The sequence below is a fragment of the Mycobacterium sp. NTMscope_MAC_269 genome (genome assembly GCF_976985695.1).
The window spans coordinates 938,518-958,897 of record NZ_OZ335668.1 but is presented as its reverse complement, the minus strand read 5'-3'; the positions used below and the strand labels follow the sequence as shown (position 1 = coordinate 958,897).

The 20,380-nt window shown below is 68.5% G+C and carries 15 protein-coding genes; 4 read left to right on the top strand and 11 right to left on the bottom strand.

Annotated features, from left to right (window positions below; genetic code table 11):
• Window positions 1-38: 38 nt before the first annotated feature.
• Together hisS and ACZ50Z_RS04865 are read right to left on the bottom strand one after the other, a co-directional pair.
• On the bottom strand, window positions 39-1,301 hold the full coding sequence (gene hisS / locus ACZ50Z_RS04870) for a histidine--tRNA ligase (protein WP_464482519.1): 1,263 nt from the start codon (window positions 1,299-1,301) through the stop codon (window positions 39-41).
• A gap of 3 nt (window positions 1,302-1,304) precedes the next feature.
• A complete protein-coding gene (locus ACZ50Z_RS04865) occupies window positions 1,305-1,961 on the bottom strand; it encodes an MBL fold metallo-hydrolase (RefSeq protein ID WP_464486089.1) in 657 nt (218 codons plus the stop codon).
• A gap of 118 nt (window positions 1,962-2,079) precedes the next feature.
• Here ACZ50Z_RS04865 and ACZ50Z_RS04860 point away from each other — a divergent pair, with 118 nt between their 5' ends.
• The gene (locus tag ACZ50Z_RS04860) at window positions 2,080-2,973 is read left to right on the top strand and encodes a peptidylprolyl isomerase (RefSeq protein ID WP_464482518.1); all 894 of its coding nucleotides are present in this window, start codon (window positions 2,080-2,082) and stop codon (window positions 2,971-2,973) included.
• 82 nt (window positions 2,974-3,055) lie between these two features.
• Window positions 3,056-4,759, top strand: a complete 1,704-nt coding sequence (locus tag ACZ50Z_RS04855; protein WP_464482517.1) for a protein kinase domain-containing protein — start codon at window positions 3,056-3,058, stop codon at window positions 4,757-4,759.
• A 9-nt stretch (window positions 4,760-4,768) separates the two neighbouring features.
• On the opposite strand, the gene ACZ50Z_RS04850 is transcribed toward ACZ50Z_RS04855, so the two are convergent.
• From ACZ50Z_RS04850 to yajC, 6 genes are all read right to left on the bottom strand, one after another.
• Window positions 4,769-7,147, bottom strand: coding sequence for a RelA/SpoT family protein (locus tag ACZ50Z_RS04850; protein ID WP_464482516.1), 2,379 nt, complete (start codon window positions 7,145-7,147; stop codon window positions 4,769-4,771).
• Window positions 7,148-7,191: 44 nt separating this feature from the next.
• On the bottom strand, window positions 7,192-7,734 hold the full coding sequence (locus ACZ50Z_RS04845) for an adenine phosphoribosyltransferase (protein WP_464482515.1): 543 nt from the start codon (window positions 7,732-7,734) through the stop codon (window positions 7,192-7,194).
• A gap of 7 nt (window positions 7,735-7,741) precedes the next feature.
• The gene (locus ACZ50Z_RS04840; RefSeq protein WP_464486088.1) at window positions 7,742-9,343 is read right to left on the bottom strand and encodes an ABC transporter substrate-binding protein; all 1,602 of its coding nucleotides are present in this window, start codon (window positions 9,341-9,343) and stop codon (window positions 7,742-7,744) included.
• Window positions 9,344-9,441: 98 nt separating this feature from the next.
• The gene (secF, locus tag ACZ50Z_RS04835) at window positions 9,442-10,719 is read right to left on the bottom strand and encodes a protein translocase subunit SecF (RefSeq protein WP_464482514.1); all 1,278 of its coding nucleotides are present in this window, start codon (window positions 10,717-10,719) and stop codon (window positions 9,442-9,444) included.
• 4 nt (window positions 10,720-10,723) lie between these two features.
• Window positions 10,724-12,571, bottom strand: a complete 1,848-nt coding sequence (secD, locus tag ACZ50Z_RS04830; RefSeq protein ID WP_464482513.1) for a protein translocase subunit SecD — start codon at window positions 12,569-12,571, stop codon at window positions 10,724-10,726.
• A 112-nt stretch (window positions 12,572-12,683) separates the two neighbouring features.
• Window positions 12,684-13,007, bottom strand: coding sequence for a preprotein translocase subunit YajC (gene yajC / locus ACZ50Z_RS04825; RefSeq protein ID WP_464482512.1), 324 nt, complete (start codon window positions 13,005-13,007; stop codon window positions 12,684-12,686).
• 231 nt (window positions 13,008-13,238) lie between these two features.
• Here yajC and gabT point away from each other — a divergent pair, with 231 nt between their 5' ends.
• Both gabT and car read left to right on the top strand, forming a co-directional pair.
• Window positions 13,239-14,588, top strand: a complete 1,350-nt coding sequence (gabT, locus tag ACZ50Z_RS04820; RefSeq protein ID WP_464482511.1) for a 4-aminobutyrate--2-oxoglutarate transaminase — start codon at window positions 13,239-13,241, stop codon at window positions 14,586-14,588.
• A 139-nt stretch (window positions 14,589-14,727) separates the two neighbouring features.
• Window positions 14,728-18,240 (top strand): carboxylic acid reductase, encoded by a 3,513-nt coding sequence (gene car / locus ACZ50Z_RS04815; protein ID WP_464482510.1) that lies wholly within the window; start codon window positions 14,728-14,730, stop codon window positions 18,238-18,240.
• A gap of 64 nt (window positions 18,241-18,304) precedes the next feature.
• On the opposite strand, the gene ACZ50Z_RS04810 is transcribed toward car, so the two are convergent.
• The 3 genes from ACZ50Z_RS04810 to ACZ50Z_RS04800 form a co-directional block, all read right to left on the bottom strand.
• Window positions 18,305-18,997, bottom strand: a complete 693-nt coding sequence (locus ACZ50Z_RS04810) for a hypothetical protein (RefSeq protein WP_464482509.1) — start codon at window positions 18,995-18,997, stop codon at window positions 18,305-18,307.
• A 132-nt stretch (window positions 18,998-19,129) separates the two neighbouring features.
• Window positions 19,130-19,513: a DUF1304 domain-containing protein gene (locus ACZ50Z_RS04805; RefSeq protein ID WP_464482508.1), complete on the bottom strand. Its 384-nt coding sequence runs from the start codon at window positions 19,511-19,513 to the stop codon at window positions 19,130-19,132.
• A 99-nt stretch (window positions 19,514-19,612) separates the two neighbouring features.
• Complete coding sequence (locus ACZ50Z_RS04800) at window positions 19,613-20,302, bottom strand: hypothetical protein (RefSeq protein ID WP_464482507.1); 690 nt, start codon at window positions 20,300-20,302, stop codon at window positions 19,613-19,615.
• Window positions 20,303-20,380: the final 78 nt, after the last annotated feature.

Genomic DNA, 20,380 nt, shown 5'->3' with positions numbered 1-20,380 from the left:
CAAGGCACCGACAACCTGCCTACCTGGCCCGAAACGGACTACCGGTCGAGCCGGGCGAGCACGTCGGCGACGACGGACTCCAGACCGATGGCCGATTGCTCCCCGGTCCCGAGGTTCTTCACGCCGACGGTGCCGGCCTCGATATCGCGGTCGCCCAGCACCAGGGCGATCCGGGCGCCCGAGCGGTCGGCCGCGCGCATCGCGCCCTTGAGCCCGCGGTCGCCGTAGGCCAGATCGACGCGCACCCCGGCGGCCCGCAGTTGACCGGCCAGCACCGCCAGCCGCAGCTTGGCCTGCTCGCTCAGCGGCACCCCGAAGACATCGCAGCGGGTGGTCTCCCCCACGCTCTTGCCCTCGGCACGCAGCGCCAGCAGGGTCCGGTCCACGCCGAGCCCAAATCCGATGCCGGACAGGTCTTGTCCGCCGAGCTCGCGCATCAGGCCGTCGTAGCGGCCGCCGCCGCCGATGCCGGATTGCGCGCCCAGGCGAGAGTGCACGAACTCGAAGGTGGTCTTGGTGTAGTAGTCCAGCCCGCGCACCATGCGCGGGTTGATGACGTACGGGACCCCGAGCGCATCCAGGTGTGCCAGCACGGTGTCGAAGTGCTGCTTGGCCGCATCGGACAGGTGGTCGAGCAGCACCGGGGCGTCGGCCGTCATGGCTTTGACCTGCGGGCGTTTGTCGTCGAGGACCCGCAACGGGTTGATCTCGGCGCGTCGGCGCGTCTCTTCGTCGAGATCAAGCCCAAACAGAAACTCCTGCAACAATTCCCGATATTGCGGTCGGCAGCTGTCATCCCCCAGCGAGGTGATCTCCAGGCGGAACCCGTCGAGCCCCAGGGAGCGGAATCCGGCGTCGGCGACGGCGATGACCTCGGCGTCCAGCGCCGGGTCGTCGACGCCGATCGCCTCCACGCCGACCTGCTGCAGCTGCCGATAGCGGCCGGCCTGCGGGCGTTCGTAGCGGAAAAACGGTCCCGCGTAACAGAGTTTGACGGGCAGCGCGCCGCGGTCCAGCCCGTGCTCGATCACGGCGCGCACCACGCCGGCGGTCCCCTCGGGCCGCAGCGTCACCGAACGGTCGCCGCGGTCGGCGAACGTGTACATCTCCTTGGACACCACATCGGTGGATTCGCCGACTCCGCGCGCGAACAGGGCGGTGTCCTCGAAGATGGGTAACTCGATGTCGCCGTACCCGGCGCGGCGGGCGGCGCCCAACAGGCCGTCGCGCACGGCGACGAACTGCGCCGAGTCGGGCGGGATGTAGTCGGGCACGCCCTTGGGCGCAGCAAACTCCGGCACGGGCTAGAGGCCTTCGAGGAAGGGGTTGAGGCGCCGCTCGGCGCCGATGGTGGTGGAGTTGCCGTGACCCGGCAACACCACGGTCGCGTCGTCGAGGACCAGGAGCTTATCGACGATCGAGGTCAGCAAGTCGCGCCCGCTGCCGCCGAACAGGTCGGTGCGCCCCACCGATCGCTCGAACAGCGTGTCACCGGTGAAAACGAGGTCCTTGTCCCCGGTCACCCGGAACACCACCGATCCGCGCGTGTGTCCCGGGGTGTGGTCGACGTTGACCGTAACGCTGCCCAGGTCGAGCTTGTCGCCGTCACGGTCCAGCTCGACGACCTGCTTGGGCTCCCGCCAGAAGGCACCCGCCGCCAGCTGCGCCAGGCGCGGGCCCAGGCCGTAGATCGGGTCTTTGAGCATGAACCTGTCCTCGGGATGGATGTAGGTGGGGCAACCGTAGGTGTCGGAGACCTTCTGCGCGGACCACATGTGGTCGATGTGCCCGTGGGTCAGCAGCACCGCGGCCGGCGTCAGCCGGTTCTTGTCCAGGATGCGCCGCAGCGGGGCCATCACCCGCTGCCCCGGATCCACGATGACGGCGTCCGTTCCCGGCCGCTCGGCCAGCACGTAGCAGTTGCACTGCAACATGCCGGCGGGAAATCCGGTGATCAACACGGCTCCCATTTTCCCATGGGGCCCACTTGACACGAGTCGCGGCGCCCACATTAGCCTGAGCTGGCCACCTCACGGGTTTATGGGGCTCCGACTTCACACGCATGGAGGCATAGCGGCCGTGCCGACCAATGAACAACGACGTGCCAACGCCAAGCGAAAGCTCGAACGCCAGCTGGAGCGGCGCGCGAAGCAAGCCAAGACGCGCCGGATCGTGCTGATCGCGGCCGGCTCGATCGTGGCCGTGGCCGTGGTCGTGGCGGTGGTGCTGACGATCGTCAACACCAAGCACGAACACAAGAGCAACACCGCGTCGACGACGACCACCAGCGCCAGCTCGCCGGAATCCACGACCCCCGCCGGCCCGACGCCGTCGGCGCCGCCGTTACCCGCGTTCAAGGCGTCGGCCGAGGTGGGCGCCAACTGTCAGTACCCGGCTACGCCGGAACCGGCGGCCAAGCAGGTCAACCCGCCGCGGACCGGCAAAGTGCCGACGGATCCGGCGCAGGTGAGCGTCAGCATGGTGACCAACCAGGGCCACATCGGTTTGATGCTCGCCAACAACGAATCACCCTGCACGGTCAACAGTTTCGCGAGCCTGGTCGGCCAAAAATACTTCGACAACACCAAATGCCACCGGCTGACCACGTCGCCGGGGCTGGGCGTCTTGCAGTGCGGCGACCCCAAGGGCCAGGGCACGGGCGGCCCGGGCTATCAATTCGCCAACGAATACCCGACCGACCAGTACCCGCCGAACGATCCCAAGGCGCAGGAGCCCGTGCTTTACCCGCGCGGCACCCTGGCCATGGCCAACGCCGGCCCCGGCACCAACGGCAGCCAATTCTTCATGGTCTACAAGGACTCCCAGCTGCCGCCGCAATACACCGTGTTCGGCACCATCCAGTCCGACGGGCTGGCCACCCTGGACAAGATCGCCAAAGCCGGCGTCGCCGGCGGCGGCGAGGACGGGGCACCCGCCACCGAGGTCACCATCACCTCGGTGCTGCTCGACTGATCTGATCCGTAGCGGCGCGAAACTCCCTCTGATCGGCGGAATTCAAGCCCGTCGCGCACCACCGACGGCTTATGGTCGTCAGGTGAACATCGACCCGGACACGTTCGGTCATTACCGAATACTGGACTTGTTGGGACGCGGCGGCATGGGGCGCGTGTACCGCGCCTACGACGCGACCACGGATCGGGTCGTGGCGCTCAAAGTGCTCCCCCCGCACCTGGCCGAGGATCAGGACTTCCAGCACCGTTTCCGCCGCGAGGCTCGCATAGCGGCGGGTCTCAACGATCCCCATGTGGTGCCGATCCATGGCTACGGCGAGATCGACGGCCGGCTCTATGTCGACATGCGGCTGATCGAGGGCCGCGACCTGGTCGACTACATCACCGAAAACGGCGGCCGCCTTAGCCCGGAGCGGACTGTCGCGGTGGTCGAACAGGTTGCGGCGGCGCTGGATAGCGCGCGACAGGCCGGGTTGATCCACCGCGACATCAAGCCCAAGAACATTTTGGTCACCACCGCACGCGATTTCGTCTATCTGATCGACTTCGGTCTCGCCCGCGCGGAGGCCGACACCCAGCTCACGCAAACCGGCGCCACGATGGGCACGGTCGCCTACATGGCGCCCGAGCGCTTCAGAGGCACGACGGATCATCGCGCCGACGTCTATTCGTTGGCTTGCGTCCTGCACGAGTGCCTGACCGGCAATCGGCCCTTTGCGGGCGACAGCCTCGAAGAACAACTCAACGCGCACCTGAACGCTCCGCCGCCGCGACCGTCGGCAACCGCACCGGGCGTGCCTTCGGCCTTCGATGCGATCGTCGCCCGCGGCATGGCCAAGGATCCCGAGCAGCGCTACCAAACGGCGATGGAGCTCGCCGCGGCCACCAGAGCCGTATTGACCGGTCCCCCAAGCGGATCCATCGCGACGCCGCCGCCCTATCATCAGCCGACGCATTCACGACGTCTGCTCATCGGCATCGTCGGTGCGTCGGCCCTGGCCCTGGGCGCGGTGATCGCGTTGGTCATCGCATTGGTGGCCCAGAGTCACGGCTCGAATGGCGGCCAGGCGTCCAGCGCCCCGACGAGAGCCCGGGCTCCCGTCAGGACCGGATCGAATCCCGGTGCGAGCGGCCAGGCCTCGGCGACGGTGCCGCCGCTGCCGGCTTTCGCACCACCGGCCGACCTGGGCGCCAACTGCCAGTACCGGCCGGTGCCGGATCCGGTTTCGCGGCCCGTCAACCCGCCGCCGTCGGGCCGGGTGTCCACCACCCCCGCGCAGATCGGCGCCGTCATCTCCACCAACTTCGGCGACATCTCAATGCAGCTCGCCAACTCCGAGTCCCCGTGCACGGTCAACAGTTTCGTCAGCCTGACCAAGCAACAGTTCTTCGACAACACGCAGTGCGCCCGGCTGATCAGCTCGCCGGACGGCGGGTCGCTGTTGTGCGGCGGCCCCGACGTAGACGGTTCCGGTGGCCCCGGTTACGAATTCGCCGACGAGTACCCGGCGAACCAGTACCCGCCCGACGATCCCGCGCTGAGAGCGACCGTGGTGTACCCGCGCGGTACCGTCGTCATGGCCACCGAGGGCCCCAACACCAGCGGCAGCCAATTCGCGTTGATCTTCAAGGACTCCGAGATGGATCCGCAGAGCACGGTATTGGGCACGATCGATCAGGCGGGGCTGGCGACGCTCGACAAGATCGCCCGCGCCGGAATCGCCGGCAACCGCCAGAGCGGCGCTCCCACCAACCCGGTGACGATCAGCTCGGTGCGGCTGAGTTAGCGCGCCCGCTCAGGCGGCGGACGTCACGCGGTAGACGTCGTACACGCCCTCGACGTTGCGCACCACGTTGAGGAGATGGCCGAGGTGCTTGGGGTCACCCATCTCAAAGGTGAACCGACTGATGGCAACTCGATCACCGGACGTCGTCACCGACGCGGACAGGATGTTGACCTTCTCGTCGGCCAGCACGCGCGTGACGTCCGACAGCAGCCGATGCCGGTCGAGCGCCTCGACCTGAATGGCCACCAGGAACACCGACGACGGCGACGGCGCCCAATTCACCTCGATGATCCGCTCGGACTGCTGCTGCAGCGAGGCGGCGTTGGTGCAGTCGGTGCGGTGCACGCTGACGCCCCCACCGCGGGTGACAAACCCCATGATCTGGTCGCCGGGCACCGGCGTGCAGCACTTCGCCAGCTTGGTCAGCACGCCCGGGGCGCCGGGGACCGAGACCCCGACGTCGTCGCTGCTGCGGGGTCGCCGCAGCATGGTCGTCGGCGTGGACCGTTCGGCGAGATCTTCCTCGGCCTGGTCGATTCCGCCGAGTTCGGCCAGCAGCCGCTGCACGACGTGCCGGGCCGACACATGCCCCTCACCGATCGCGGTGTAGAGGGCGGAGACGTCGATGTAGTGCAGCTCGCGGGCCACCGCCGCCAGGGTTTCGCCATTGACCAAGCGCTGCAACGGAAGTCCGCCGCGGCGTACCTCGCGGGCCATGGCATCCTTGCCGGCCTCCAGCGCCTCCTCGCGGCGTTCCTTGGCGAACCACTGCCGGATCTTGGCCTTGGCGCGCGGTGACACCACGAACTGCTGCCAGTCGCGCGACGGCCCGGCATTGGCCGCCTTGGAGGTGAAAACCTCGACCACTTCGCCGTTTTCCAGCTTGCGTTCCAGCGCCACCAGGCGCCCGTTGACCCGGGCGCCGATGCAGCGGTGGCCGACCTCGGTGTGCACGGCGTAGGCGAAGTCGATCGGGGTGGAGCCGGTCGGCAGGGTGATGACGTCGCCCTTGGGGGTGAACACGAAGATCTCTTGGACCGCAAGGTCATACCGCAGCGACTCGAGGAATTCGCCGGGGTCGGCGGCCTCCCGTTGCCAGTCGAGCAGCTGGCGCATCCACGCCATGTCGTCGATCTCGGCGGCGGCGTGCGGGTGCGGAAGGCCGTTGCGGCCCTTGGCCTCCTTGTAGCGCCAGTGCGCGGCGATGCCGTATTCGGCGGTGCGGTGCATGTCGCGGGTGCGGATCTGCACCTCCAGCGGCTTGCCCTCGGGTCCGACGACGGTGGTGTGCAGCGACTGGTAGACGCCGTACCGGGGCTGGGCGATGTAGTCCTTGAACCGGCCGGCCATCGGCTGCCACAGCGAATGCACCACGCCCACAGCGGCATAGCAGTCCCGGATCTCGTCGCACAGGATGCGGATGCCGACCAGGTCGTGGATGTCGTCGAAGTCGCGGCCCTTGACGATCATCTTCTGATAGATCGACCAGTAGTGCTTGGGCCGACCCTCCACCGTCGCCTTGATCTTCGACGCGGTCAGCGTGCTGACGATCTCGGCGCGGACCTTGGCCAGGTAGGTGTCCCGCGACGGCGCGCGCCCGGCGACCAGCCGAACGATCTCCTCGTACTTCTTGGGATGCAGGATGGCGAACGACAGGTCTTCCAATTCCCACTTGACGCTGGCCATACCCAGCCGATGCGCAAGGGGCGCAATGACTTCCAGTGTTTCACGGGCCTTGCGGGCCTGCTTCTCCGGCGGCAGGAACCGCATGGTGCGCATGTTGTGCAGCCGGTCGGCGACCTTGATCACCAGCACGCGTGGGTCGCGCGCCATGGCGGTGATCATCTTGCGGATCGTCTCGCCCTCGGCGGCACTGCCCAGCACCACGCGATCCAGCTTCGTCACGCCGTCGACGAGGTGGCCCACCTCTTCCCCGAATTCCTCGCTCAACGCGTCCAGGGTGTAGCCGGTGTCCTCGACGGTGTCGTGCAACAGGGCGGCCACCAAAGTGGTGGTGTCCATGCCCAATTCGGCCAGGATGGTGGCGACGGCCAGCGGGTGGGTGATGTAGGGGTCACCGGAGTGGCGCAACTGGGTGGCGTGGCGCTGGTCGGCGACCTCGAAGGCGCGCTGCAGCATCGACACGTTCGCCTTCGGGTAGATCTCCCGGTGCACCGCCACCAGCGGTTCGAGGACCGGGTTGAGCGTGCTGCGCTGCGCGGTCATCCGCCGGGCCAGCCGCGCCCGAACCCGCCGCGACGCGCTGCTGGACGTCTTCAGGGATTCGGTCGGCGGCTCCGGCGCCTCCATCGGCTGCGTGATGGCAGGCGACTCGGTGACGTGAGTGGGCGCGTCGAGCGCTTGCGCCGCGCTGTTGTCATCCGCCACGTTTGGTCACCTCCGAATTCGAGGATATCTCCGATGTGAGTGGGCTACTCGTACATCAGGCTGTGGACCGGCACTGGCGCGACCGCGTCCCGGCCGCCCAGCCCGCCCAGTTCGAACAGCACCACCGCGGCGGTCACGTACGCCCCGGCGCGCCCGAGCAGCCGGGCTGACGCCGCCAGGGTGCCGCCGGTGGCCAGCACGTCGTCGATGATCACGATGTTGCGTCCGCGCAGGTCGAGGCCGTCGCCGGGGATCTCCAGGGTCGCGGTGCCGTATTCCAGCTCGTACCGCTCGGCGTGCACCGGCGGTGGCAATTTCCCGGCCTTGCGGATGGCCAGCACGCCCGTGCGCAGCCGGTCGGCGACGGCCGCGGCCACCAGGAATCCCCGGGCCTCGATACCGGCCACCAGATCGGCGCCGGCCGCGAGCTCGGCCACCGCGCCGGTGATCGCCGTCATCGCCGTGGCGTCGGCGAACACCGGGGTGAGGTCCTTGAACTGGATCCCCGGCTTGGGGAAGTCGGCCACCTTGCGCGTCAGCGACGCGATGAGCTCGGCCACGGGCGTCCGCCCACCGACATCCGTCATCGCAACCTCACTGCACCAGCGCCCATCGGTCCATGTTCCAGCCCACGCCCCACCGGGTCGGGTTGTTGCTCACCGCGTACATCTTCTTGGACATCAGCAGCGTGCGCTGCTGGCGGTACAGCGGCAGGGTGGGCATGTCGCCCCACAGTATCGGCGCGGTTTCGGCCAGCAGCCTGACCCGCTCGGCGGCGTCGGCGGACACCGCCAGCGCGCCGATCGCGCTGTCGACCTGGGGATTGGAGTATCCGGACAGGTTGTTGCCGTTGCCGCTGTGCAGGGCGTAGGCGTCCAGCGCCGAGGAGCCCGTCGAGCCGCTGCCGGTCGCGCCGCCCGTGCTGGCCAGCAACGCGTCGATCTTCCCGTCGCGCAGCGCTTGCGGGCCCGATTTGTCCAGGATGACGCCGGAGACGGTGATCCCGGCCGCCGCGCACGATTTGGTGATGACCCCGACGTTGACCGCGAGGCGCGCGTTGGGGCCCTGGTAGCCGATCCGCACCGCCAGCGGCGCACCCCCCAGCGCGTTGCGCGCGGCGACCGGATCCGCCTTGCCGAACGGGCCGGCCTCGGCGGCCCCGTCCGCCGCGGTGACGGCGTCGTCGCCGGCCGGGCTCAGGCGTGAATTGGCGATCGGTGTGCCCGCGTCGTGGGCCAGCGCGTCGCGCGGCGTGCACAGCGCGACGGCCCGGCGGGCCTTGGGCGCCGACAGCGGCCCCTGCGGGGAGAAGATCAGCTGCTCGATGCCGTCGGACGGCGCGTCGGTGCGCTCGTAGTTGTCGGGGGTGGCCAGCGTTCCCGACGAACCCGCGGCGACGTCGACCACGTCGACGGTGCGGTTGTTGACGCGGTCCTGGATGTCGGGCCCCTGCGGCCAGACCGTGATCCGCTTGGTGATGGCCCTGGGCCCCCACCACCGGTCGTTGGCGACGAGCACCACCGCGCCGCCCTCGAGGACGGAGGCGATTTTGTAGGGCCCCGACGACGGAAAGCGCTTCAGGTCGACACCCGGTTTGAGGTCCCAGATGGTGTTCCACAGCTTCGCGATCTGTTGCACCAGCGGCGCGTTGTGGCTGAGCAGCGCCGCGGTCACGTCGACGTTGAGTTGGTCGGCGATGACGTGCGACGGCATCAACGAGGTCGCGCTGAACAGCTGGTTGTAGTCGACGACGCCGCGGTCCGGGACGAACGACACCCGCGCCTTCTTTTGCCCGGGGATGCACTCGACGTTGGCGATGTCGATGTAGCCGCCCTGGGTGGCCGCGTTGAATTCCGGGAAGCGGCCGGACTGGGCCGCCCAGGCCAGCACGATGTCGTCGCAGGTCAACGGCTTGCCGTCGGAGTAGACGGCGTTGTCGGCGATCTGGTAGTCCAGCACCAGCGGCGTGCCGCCGACCACCGAGACGGTGCCGAAGTCGCGGTCGGCGACGATTTGCCCGCCGGGCCCGTGGTAGCTGAACCCGGTGAGCGTGCGGGCGAAGGCCTGCGCTCCGGCCGAGGCGGCGCCGACGACGGTGTTGGTGTTGTAGGTGCTCAGCGGGCCGTCGACCACGTAGTCGAACTCGGAGGCGGCGCTACCCGAGCACGCCGTCACCAAGAAGCCCGCGGCCAGCATCACCGCCAGCCCGGCGCTGATCCACAGCGCGATGCTCCGCCGGCCGGTTAGCGCGCCACGATCGGCCCCAGTTCCCCGGTACCTGGTGGCCATCGCGCCTACCGCCGGCCGACGTTCCGCTTGCCGGTGGGACGGCGCGTCCCGGTCGGCCGCACGGGACGGGCACCCGGGGCCGGCTTGCTCGGCACGGGCTTGGACGGCTCCGACGGCTCTGACGGCTTCGGCGCCGAACCGCCGGCAGCCTCGTCATCGGTGTCGTCGGTGCCCGGGGCGTTCTCGGCGCCCGCGCGCGAACCCCCGGCGCGCCGCCGCATGACGCGGCGGGTGTGGGTGCGCACCAACTCGGTGCGTTCCCGCATGCTGACCAGCAGCGGCGTGGCGAAGAAGATCGAGGAGTAGGTGCCGACGATGATGCCGATCAGCTGCACCAGCGCCAGGTCCTTCAGGGTGCCGACGCCCAGCAGCCACACCGCCACCACCATCAGCGCCAGCACCGGCAGGACACCGATGAGGCTGGTGTTGATGGACCGCATGAACGTCTGGTTGATCGCCAGGTTGGCCTCTTCGGCGAAGGTGCGCTTGGGTTTGTGCTGGAAGCCGTGGGTGTTCTCCTCGACCTTGTCGAACACGATGACGGTGTCGTAGAGGGAGAAACCGAGGATCGTCAGCAGGCCGATGACGGTGGCCGGGGTGACCTCGAAACCCACCAGCGAGTACACCCCGGCCGTGACGGCCAGGTCGAAGAACATCGCCGCGATCGCGGCCAGTGTCATGTACCGCTCGTAGCGGATCGTGATGTACACGCCGACCAGCGCCAAAAACACCACCAGGGCGAACAGCGCCTTCATGGTGATCTGGTCACCCCAGGTCTCCGAGACCGCCGAGTCGCTGATGGCCTGCTTGCTGGGCTTGCCGTCGGGCCCCTTGGGCTGAAACGCGTCGAACAGCGCATTGCGCAACTTGGTCGTCTGGTCGTTGGACAGCGTCTCGGAGCGGATCTGCACGGTCGCCGCGGCGCCGTTGCCGACGACGACCACCGATTCCGCGTCGTTGCCGAGGGTCTTGCGGAACACGTCTTGGACCTGGGAGGTCTGCACCGTGCCCTTGGCCCCGTCGGCGGGCATCGAGACCGTCGTACCGCCGTTGAAGTCGATGCCGAAGCTGAAGCCCCGCAACACGATCGAAAGGAGCGCGACCGCGACAATCGCGCCGCTGATGCCGAACCACAGCCGCCGCCGCCCGACCACCTCAAACGCGCCGGTGCCGGTGTAGAGGCGCGACAGGAAGCTATGGTGCGGCGCCCCGGCGGTGCTGTCGGTCAATTCGACTGTGCCCTCGGAGGTTTCGGTGATCTCGGTCGCGTCTTTGGAGGCCATCACGTCATCCCCGTCCCGTCTTGACCTGCGACGCACCCCGGCGTTCGCGGGCGACCTGCTGGATTGCGCCCAGGCCGTTGTACGCGGGCTTCGCCAACGTCGGTGACTTCGAGGCCAGATAGACCAGCGGCCAGGTCACCAGGAACACCACCACCAGGTCGAGGATCGTGGTGAGCCCCAACGTGAATGCGAAGCCCTTCACCTGGCCGATCGCCAGCGCGTAGAGCACCGCGGCGGCCAGGAAGGTGACCGCGTTGCCCGACACGATCGTCTTGCGCGCCCGCGTCCAGCCTCGCGGCACCGCCGACCGGAACGAACGCCCTTCGCGGATCTCGTCTTTGATGCGTTCGAAGAAGACGACGAATGAGTCTGCGGTGGTACCGATACCGATGATCAGACCCGCGATGCCCGCCAGGTCGAGGGTGTAGTTGATCTGACGGCCCAGGATCACCAGGATCGCGAAAACCATTGCGCCGGAAGCGGCGAGCGACAGCGCCGTGAGCAGTCCCAGCACCCGGTAGTAGAGCAGCGAATACAGCAGCACCAGGACCAGGCCGATCGCGCCGGCGATCAGCCCGGCTCGCAGCGAGGTCAAACCCAGTGTCGCCGAGACGGTTTGGGCCTCCGACGCTTCGAACGACAGCGGCAGCGAACCGTATTTCAGGACGTTGGCCAGCTGCTTGGCGGTCGCCGCGGTGAACGGCGGGTCGCCACCGCTGATCTGGGTGCGGCCGCCGGGGATGGCCTCTTGGATCATCGGGGCGCTGACCACCTGGGAGTCCAGGGTGAACGCGGTCTGGGTGCCGATGTGGGCGGCGGTGAAGTCCGCCCAGGTGTTCGCCGCGGCGGACTTGAACTGGACGTCGACGACGTAGCCGATGCCGCGCTGGTTCTGGCTCGAGGTGGCGTCCTGAATCTGGTCGCCGCTGATGATGGACGGCCCCAGCAGGTAGGCCATCTTGTGGTCGGTCGAGCAGGTGATCAGCGGCTGGGCGGGGTCGTCGTTGCCGGCCAGGATGTCCTCTTTGTCGCAGCGCGTCGCCTGGAACTGCAGCGCCAGGAACTGGATGCCCTGCCGGGTGCTCTGCCGCCACTTCTTCTCATCGGCGATGCGCTCGGCGAGGTCCTTGCGCGGATCCGGCGACGCGGGCGCCTCGGCGGGCGACGCCTCACCGGCCGGTGCGCCGGGCGCCGGAGCCGGCGCGGGCGCGGGGGCGGGCGCTCCCGGGGCGGGTGCGGGGGGCGCGGGGCTGGGCGCCGGCGGCGGGTCCTGCGGGTAGGGCCGGGGCTGGGCGCCCGGCTTGCCGCCCGGCGCGGGCTGTCCGGCCGGCGGCGGAGCCGGCTGGCCGGGCGCGGGCTGGCCGCCGGGCGCGGGTTCTCCGGGCGCCGACTGGCCGGGTGCGGGCTGGCCGCCGGGCGCGGGCTGGGCGGGGGCCGGCTGGCGCGGCGCCGGCTTGGGTTCGGCGCTTTGGGCCGGCATCGAGTTGAGCACCGGACGGATGTACAGCCGGGCCGTCTGGCCCAGGTTGCGGGCCTCGTTGCCGTCGGTGCCGGGGACCGTGATGATCAGGTTGTCGCCGTCGACGACGACCTCCGAACCGGAGACGCCGAGCCCGTTGACCCGGGCGCCGATGATCTGCTGCGCCTGCGCCAGCGCCTCGCGGCTGGGGCGCGAGCCATCCGGGGTGCGCGCGGTCAACGTGACGCGGGTGCCGCCCTGAAGGTCGATCCCGAGCTTGGGGGCGGCGCGCTTGTCGCCGGTGAGGAACACCAGCAGGTAGACGCCGATGAGCAACACCAAGAAGACCGACAGGTAGCGGGCAGGGTGCACCGGCGCCGAAGACGATGCCACGTTCCTTCTATCTCCTCGAGAATCGGTTAGTTACCCCGGACAGAGCCTAGAAAAGCCTACGTGGCCCCGAGGAGGCCGTCGCGCAAGCCGTCCTCCCCCGAAGTATTTGGCGTCAGGAATCCTTGGCGACCGAGCCCTCGTCGGCGGAGTCGTCCCCGCCGACCAGATCCTCGTCGTCGGGCAGGATCCGGTCGCGGATCGCCAGCTTCATCCAGGTGGTCACCACGCCCGGCGAGATCTCCAGGTCGACGGTGTCGTCGGTGATCGCGACGACGGTGGCCTGCAGGCCCGACGTGGTGTGCACCCGGTCGCCCGGGCTCAACGACTCGTGCAGGTCGATGGTGGCCTGCATCGCGCGCTTCTGGCGCCGCGACGCGAAGTACATGAACCCGCCCATGATGAGCAGGAACGGCAGGAACAGGATCAAACTCTCCATGGGCGTGCCCGTCTTTCTTCGTGATTTTCGGAGGTATTTCCGGAGGTTTCGCGGGAAAAGGTGCCGGTCCGACTCGAGCGTCGCGCACCTCGTCACGGTCCAGTGTGCCCGTTCAGTCTGGCAGGCCGCGGCCCGTCGCCGGCCGCCGCGGTGCGACCGGTGCCCGCCGCCGGCAAGCTCGATACGCTTTCAGGCGTGGCGTGACACGCGCGCCGCGGGGAGGAGTACGTGGTGGCCAGCCTCGAGCAGACTCGCCAACTGGTCACCGAGATCCCCGGCCCGGTCTCGCTGGAACTGAGCAAACGCCGGGCGGCGGCGGTGTCGCACGCGGTCAACGTCTCCGTCCCCGTCTTCGTGGCGCGCGCCGGCGGCGGCATCATCGAGGACGTCGACGGCAACCGGTTGATCGACCTCGGTTCCGGCATCGCGGTGACGACCATCGGCAACTCCGCACCCCGGGTGGTCGACGCGGTGCGCGCACAGGTCGCCGAGTTCACCCACACCTGCTTCATGGTGACGCCGTACGAGTCGTATGTCGCCGTGGCCGAAACGCTCAACCGCATCACCCCGGGCTCCGGCGAGAAGCGCTCGGTGCTGTTCAATTCCGGCGCCGAGGCCGTCGAGAATGCCGTCAAGGTCGCGCGCGCCTACACCCGCAAGTCCGCCGTGGTGGCGTTCAACCACGCCTACCACGGCCGCACCAACCTGACGATGGCGCTGACCGCGAAGTCCATGCCCTACAAGGCCGGCTTCGGCCCGTTCGCGCCGGAGGTCTACCGGGCGCCGCTGTCCTACCCGTATCGGGACGGCCTGATCGACAAGGAACTGGCCACCGACGGGGAGAAAGCGGCCGCGCGGGCCATCAGGGTCATCGACAGCCAGATCGGCGCCGACAACCTGGCCGCCCTCCTCATCGAGCCGATCCAGGGCGAAGGCGGGTTCATCGTTCCGGCCGAGGGATTCCTGCCCACCCTGCTGAACTGGTGCCGCAACAACGACGTGGTGTTCATCGCCGACGAGGTGCAAACCGGCTTCGCGCGGTCGGGCGCCATGTTCGCCTGCGAACACGAGGGCCCGGAAGGTCTAGAACCCGACCTGATCTGCACCGCCAAGGCCATCGCCGACGGGCTGCCCCTGTCGGCGGTCACCGGCCGGGCCCAGATCATGGACGCGCCGCACGTCGGCGGGCTGGGCGGCACCTTCGGCGGGAATCCGCTGGCCTGCGCGGCCGCGCTCGCCACCATCGAGACGATCGAGAACGACGGTTTGGTCGAGCGAGCCCAGCATCTGGAACGCCTCATCACCGAACCGCTGCTGCGCCTGCAGGCCGGCGACGACCGGATCGGCGACGTCCGCGGCCGGGGCGCCATGATCGCGATCGAGTTGGTGAAGTCGGGGACCGCCGAGCCGGACAGGGAACTGACCCAGAAGCTGACCGTCGCGGCCCAGGCGGCCGGCGTGATCGTGCTGACCTGCGGCATGTTCGGCAACGTCATCCGGCTGCTGCCGCCGCTGACCATCGGCGACGAGCTGCTGGCCGAGGGCATCGACATCCTGAGCGGGTTGTTGCGCGACCTGTAACGCCCCGCGCCCGTGGGCAATCTCACAATGACGCCACGGGACGTATCATGGTGGAATACCGTTACTTTAGCTAACGTTCTATGTGTCAGCGCCGACGCGCCTATTGACTCGCTATCTTTCATTCGCAAGGGATCTGTTTATGTCGACTGCCATTCATGACGAACAACTCGACCGCCGTATCGAGGAACTCATCGCCAACGACCCCCAATTCGCCGCCGCCCAGCCCAACCCGGCGATCACCGCCGCCACCGAAGCGCCCGGGCTGCGGCTGCCGCAGATCATCCGGACCGTGCTGGACGGCTACGCCGACCGGCCCGCGCTGGCGCAGCGCGCGGTGGAGTTCGTCACCGACGCCACGTCCGGACGGACGACGGCTGAGCTGCTCCCCCGCTTCGAGACCATCACGTATGGCGAACTCGGCGAACGGGTTTCGGCCCTTGGGCGCGCGTGGGCAACTGACTCGGTGCGCCCCGGCGACCGGGTCTGCGTGCTCGGCTTCAACAGCGTTGACTACGCCACCATCGACATCGCGCTGGGCACCATCGGGGCCGTGTCGGTGCCGCTGCAGACCAGCGCGGCGATCTCGTCGCTGCAGCCGATCGTCGCCGAGACCGAGCCCAGCTTGATCGCCTCGAGCGTCAACCAGCTGCCCGACGCCGTGGAGCTGATCCTGGCCGGCGAGCACGTGCCCGGCAAGCTCGTCGTGTTCGACTACCAGCCCGAGGTCGACGACCAGCGTGAGGCCGTGGAAGGCGCCGCCGCGCGGTTGGCCGCCACCGGCGTCGTGGTCGAGAAGCTGGCCGACGTGTTGCAGCGCGGCAAAGCCCTGCCGGCCGTTCCCGAGCGGCAGACCGACGAGGACTCGCTCGCGCTTTTGATCTACACCTCCGGCAGCACCGGCGCGCCCAAGGGCGCCATGTACCCGCAGAGCAACGTCGGCAAGATGTGGCGCCGCGGCAGCAAGAACTGGTTCGGGGAAAGCGCCGCGTCGATCACTCTCAACTTCATGCCGATGAGCCACGTCATGGGACGCGGAATCCTCTACGGCACATTGGGAAACGGCGGCACCGCGTACTTCGCCGCGCGCAGCGACCTGTCCACCCTGCTCGAGGACCTCGAGTTGGTGCGGCCCACCGAGATGAACTTCGTCCCGCGCATCTGGGAGACGCTGTACGGCGAATTCCAGCGCCAGGTCGAACGCCGTCTGACCGACGGTGCCGATCGCGAGGCGGTCGAGGCCGACGTGTTGGAAGAACAGCGTCAGTACCTGCTGGGCGGGCGGTTCATCTTCGCGATGACGGGCTCCGCACCGACCTCCCCGGAGCTGAAGGCGTGGGCCGAGTCGCTGTTGCAGATGCACCTGCTGGACGGCTACGGCTCCACCGAGGCCGGAATGGTGTTGTTCGACGGGGAGATTCAGCGCCCGCCGGTCGTCGACTACAAGCTCGTCGACGTTCCGGATCTGGGCTACTTCTCCACCGATCGCCCTCATCCGCGCGGCGAGCTGTTGCTGCGGACCGAGAACATGTTCCCCGGCTACTACAAGCGTGCCGAGACCACGGCCAACGTTTTCGACGACGACGGGTACTACCGCACCGGTGACGTGTTCGCCGAGATCGCTCCGGACCGGCTGGTGTACGTCGACCGCCGCAACAACGTGCTCAAGCTCGCGCAGGGCGAATTCGTCACCCTGGCCAAGCTGGAGGCGGTGTTCGGCAACAGCCCGCTGATCCGCCAGATCTACGTCTACGGCAACAGCGCCCAGCCCTACCTGCTGGCCGTGGTGGTGCCGACCGAAGAGGCGTTGGCGGACAATGGAATTGATGTGCTCAAGCCGAAGATCGCCGACGCGCTGCAGAAGGTCGCCAAAGAGGCCGGCCTGCAGTCCTACGAGGTGCCGCGCGACTTCATCGTCGAGACCACGCCGTTCACTCTGGAAAACGGTCTGCTGACCGGGATTCGCAAGCTGGCGTGGCCGAAGCTCAAGGCGCACTACGGGGAACGGCTCGAGCAGATCTATGCCGACCTGGCCGCGGGACAGGCCAACGAGTTGGCCGAACTGCGTCGCAGCGGCGCGCACGCGCCGGTGCTGCAGACCGTGAGCCGCGCCGCCGCCGCCATGCTGGGCGCATCGACCGGCGATTTGTCCGGAGACGCCCACTTCACCGATCTGGGTGGAGACTCGTTGTCGGCGTTGACCTTCGGCAACCTGCTGCGCGAGATCTTCGATGTCGACGTGCCGGTGGGCGTGATCGTCAGCCCGGCCAACGACCTGGCGGCCATCGCCGCCTACATCGAGGCCGAGCGGCAGGGCTCCAAGCGGCCGACATTCGCCGCCGTGCACGGACGCGGCGCGACCACGGTGCGCGCCGGTGACCTCACGCTGGACAAGTTCCTCGACGAGGCGACCCTGGCCGCCGCGCCGAGCCTGCCCAAGCCGGCCACCGAGGTGCGCACCGTGCTGTTGACCGGCGCGACCGGCTTTTTGGGCCGCTACCTGGCGCTGGACTGGCTCGAGCGCATGGACATGGTCGACGGCAAGGTCATCGCCCTGGTGCGCGCCCGCTCCGACGAAGAGGCGCGCGCCCGGCTCGACAAGACCTTCGACAGCGGCGACCCCGAACTGCTGGCGCACTACCAGCAGCTGGCCGCCGACCGCCTGGAGGTCATCGCGGGCGACAAGGGTGAGGCCAACCTCGGCCTGGACCAGCAGACCTGGCAGCGACTGGCCGAGGAGGTCGATGTCATCGTCGACCCCGCCGCGCTGGTCAACCACGTGCTGCCCTACAGCGAGCTGTTCGGGCCCAACGCCCTGGGCACCGCGGAGCTGATCCGGATCGCGCTGACGTCCAGGCAGAAGCCGTACACCTACGTGTCGACGATCGGCGTGGGCGATCAGATCCGGCCGGGCGAGTTCGTCGAAGACGCCGACATCCGGCAGATCAGCGCGACCCGCGCGATCAACGACAACTACGCCAACGGCTACGGCAACAGCAAGTGGGCCGGCGAGGTGTTGCTGCGTGAGGCGCACGACCTGTGTGGGCTGCCGGTTTCGGTGTTCCGCTGCGACATGATCCTGGCCGACACCACCTATGCCGGGCAGCTCAACCTGCCGGACATGTTCACCCGGCTGATGCTGAGCCTGGTCGCCACGGGTATCGCGCCCGGGTCGTTCTACGAGCTCGACGCCGACGGCAACCGGCAGCGGGCGCACTACGACGGACTGCCGGTCGAGTTCATCGCCGCGGCGATCTCGACGCTAGGGACACAGATCCTCGACAGCGACACCGGTTTCCAGACGTACCACGTGATGAACCCGTACGACGACGGCATCGGCCTGGACGAGTACATCGACTGGCTGGTCGAGGCCGGGTATTCGATCGAGCGCATCGGCGATTACTCGGAATGGCTGCGGCGTTTTGAGACGTCGCTGCGGGCCCTGCCGGATCGGCAGCGTCAGTACTCGCTGCTGCCGCTGTTGCACAACTACCAGGAGCCGGAGAAGCCGATCAACGGATCGATGGCGCCCACCGACGTGTTCCGCGCGGCGGTGCAGGAAGCGAAAATCGGCCCCGACAAAGACATTCCGCATGTGTCGGCGCCGGTGATCGTCAAGTACATCACCAATCTGGAGCTGCTCGGACTGCTCTGAGGTAAGCCGAACAGCAAGTTGCCCAGCCCTTTTGGGGCTGGGCAACTTGTTTGTAGTGTGCTGACTACTGCTGCGGGTGCGGCCACCGCAGATACGCGGCGTTACCCCCCGATCCCGCACCTGCGCGGTGGCGACGCCATCCCCGCTTTGGTTCGGGGTCAGACGACGCGCGCGGCTTGGTCAGCGCACCCGAGGAGACCTCGGCCGGCTGCTCGTAAACCGAATCCCGATACGGCTCAACGGCCGGAACGCCTGAGGCGGCCGGCGCCGAAGGCTGCACGTCGCGCGCCAGGCGTACGGCGGTGCGGGCCAACACGACGCCGCCCACGAAGATGATCAGCGCGCCCAGGCCCGAGAAGTAGGTGACCTCGAGCACCGCGCGCTTGCGGTCGGTCGCGGCGATCGGGTCGCCGGCGGAGCCGATTCCGAGCAGCGGGGCGACCTCGCCGCCCACGACGAACCAGGCACCGGCCAGCACGGCCAGCCACCCGCCGAGCATCGCGGCGACGCGGTTGCCGGCAACGATCAAAAGGAGGCCGCCCAGTGCGGTGGCCGCTCCCGGCGCGACTTCCAGCCAGCCCCGGGCCGAGCTCCACGCCCAGTTTCGGTCCGGCGTGTACGCGAAGTTGAAGTGTGGACCGACAAACGGTATTAACGCCCCCCAAGCTCCCAGAATGACCAGGAGCAATCCGCTGACCGCGCCTCGCGAGCGCGGCATGCTCAGCCCGCGGGTTCGGCCGTCTTCTGCGTATTTCATGACATCCCCTCGTTGAATACCGGGCCTGTTTCCGGCTCGAGATGGGTACCCGGCGACTTCCACTAGTAACCCACGCGGCAAACGAAAGCCAACCCACGCCCGTGGTTATTGAGGCTGGTGGGACTGGTGTTACTACTGAAGGCCGAGCAACAGCAGCACTATCGCCATCGCCGGGAAGGTGCCCTGGGTCAGCGCGGCCCGCCCCTTGTCGGGTGCGGAGGCCAGCAACACCACCGCGGCCGCGGCCATCGATCCGACGCCGGCGAACACGAGCGCCGCGCCAACGTCCTTGTGCCCCAGAGCAATTACCGCGATGCCGATGCCGGTGACGAGGGCGAGGAACAAGTTGTAAAAGCCTTGGTTGAAGGCGAGCAGCTTGGTCGTTTCGGCTTCCTCGGCGGTGGTGCCGAACGTGGCGCGGGTGCGCGGCGAGGTCCAGGTCAACGATTCCATCACGAAGATGTAGACGTGCAGTAACGCCGCCAGCGCGGCGAACAGCAGCGCGGTCGTGATCATCGCGTCCTCCTCGCCGGTGCGGTTGCTCGGTCTACCTTGGCGCAAAACGGCACCGGCAGCCAAGGGCTGCCGGTGCCGTTTTGCGTTGTCGGCTACGGCCTAGACGCCGGCATGGTGGTGCCGGTGGAACAGGCCGCCGCCCTGACGGCGACGGAACAGGCCCCGCCCGCCGCGCTCCCGGGGCGCCGCGTCCGCGGTCACCGCGTCCGTCCGTGCGGACGTCATGCCGCTGGTCTCGTCATACATGGCCGGTTGGGCCGCCGGCACGGCCTCGCCCGCCACGGGCGCCGGTTGGGTCGCCACCACGTCGCGCGCGTGGCGAACCGCCAGGCGCGCCACCGCGGCCCCGCCCAAGAACACGATCAGGGCGCCGAGACCGGTGAAGTAGGTGACCTCGAGCAGGGCCCGCTTCAAGTCCGCTGAGGCCATCGGCTGACCGACGTCCCCGATGCCCAGCGTCGGGGCGAACGCGCGACCGACGACGAACCAGGCGCCACCCAGGACCGCCAGCCAGCCCCCGAAGACCGCGTTGGCGCGATTGCCGGAGAGGAGCACCAGCAGGCCACCCACCGCCGCGGCGGCCCCGGGAAGCACCTCCAGCCAGCCCTTGGCCGCCGTCCAGGTCCATGCCGGGTCCACGGCGTAAGCCCAATCGATGTTGGGTCCGAAGAACGGAACCAACGCACCCCAAGCACCCAAAAGGATCAGGAGTAACCCGGTTAGCGCGCCACGGGTACGTGGCATGTACAGCGCGCGAGGGCGTTCATAGTCGTGGCGCCTGTTCCTCATCTTCAGTCTCCTTCACGAGGCATTACTGCTGTGAGGTTGGTTACCCACGTCGCCACGATGTAACCCGACGCGGGCCAC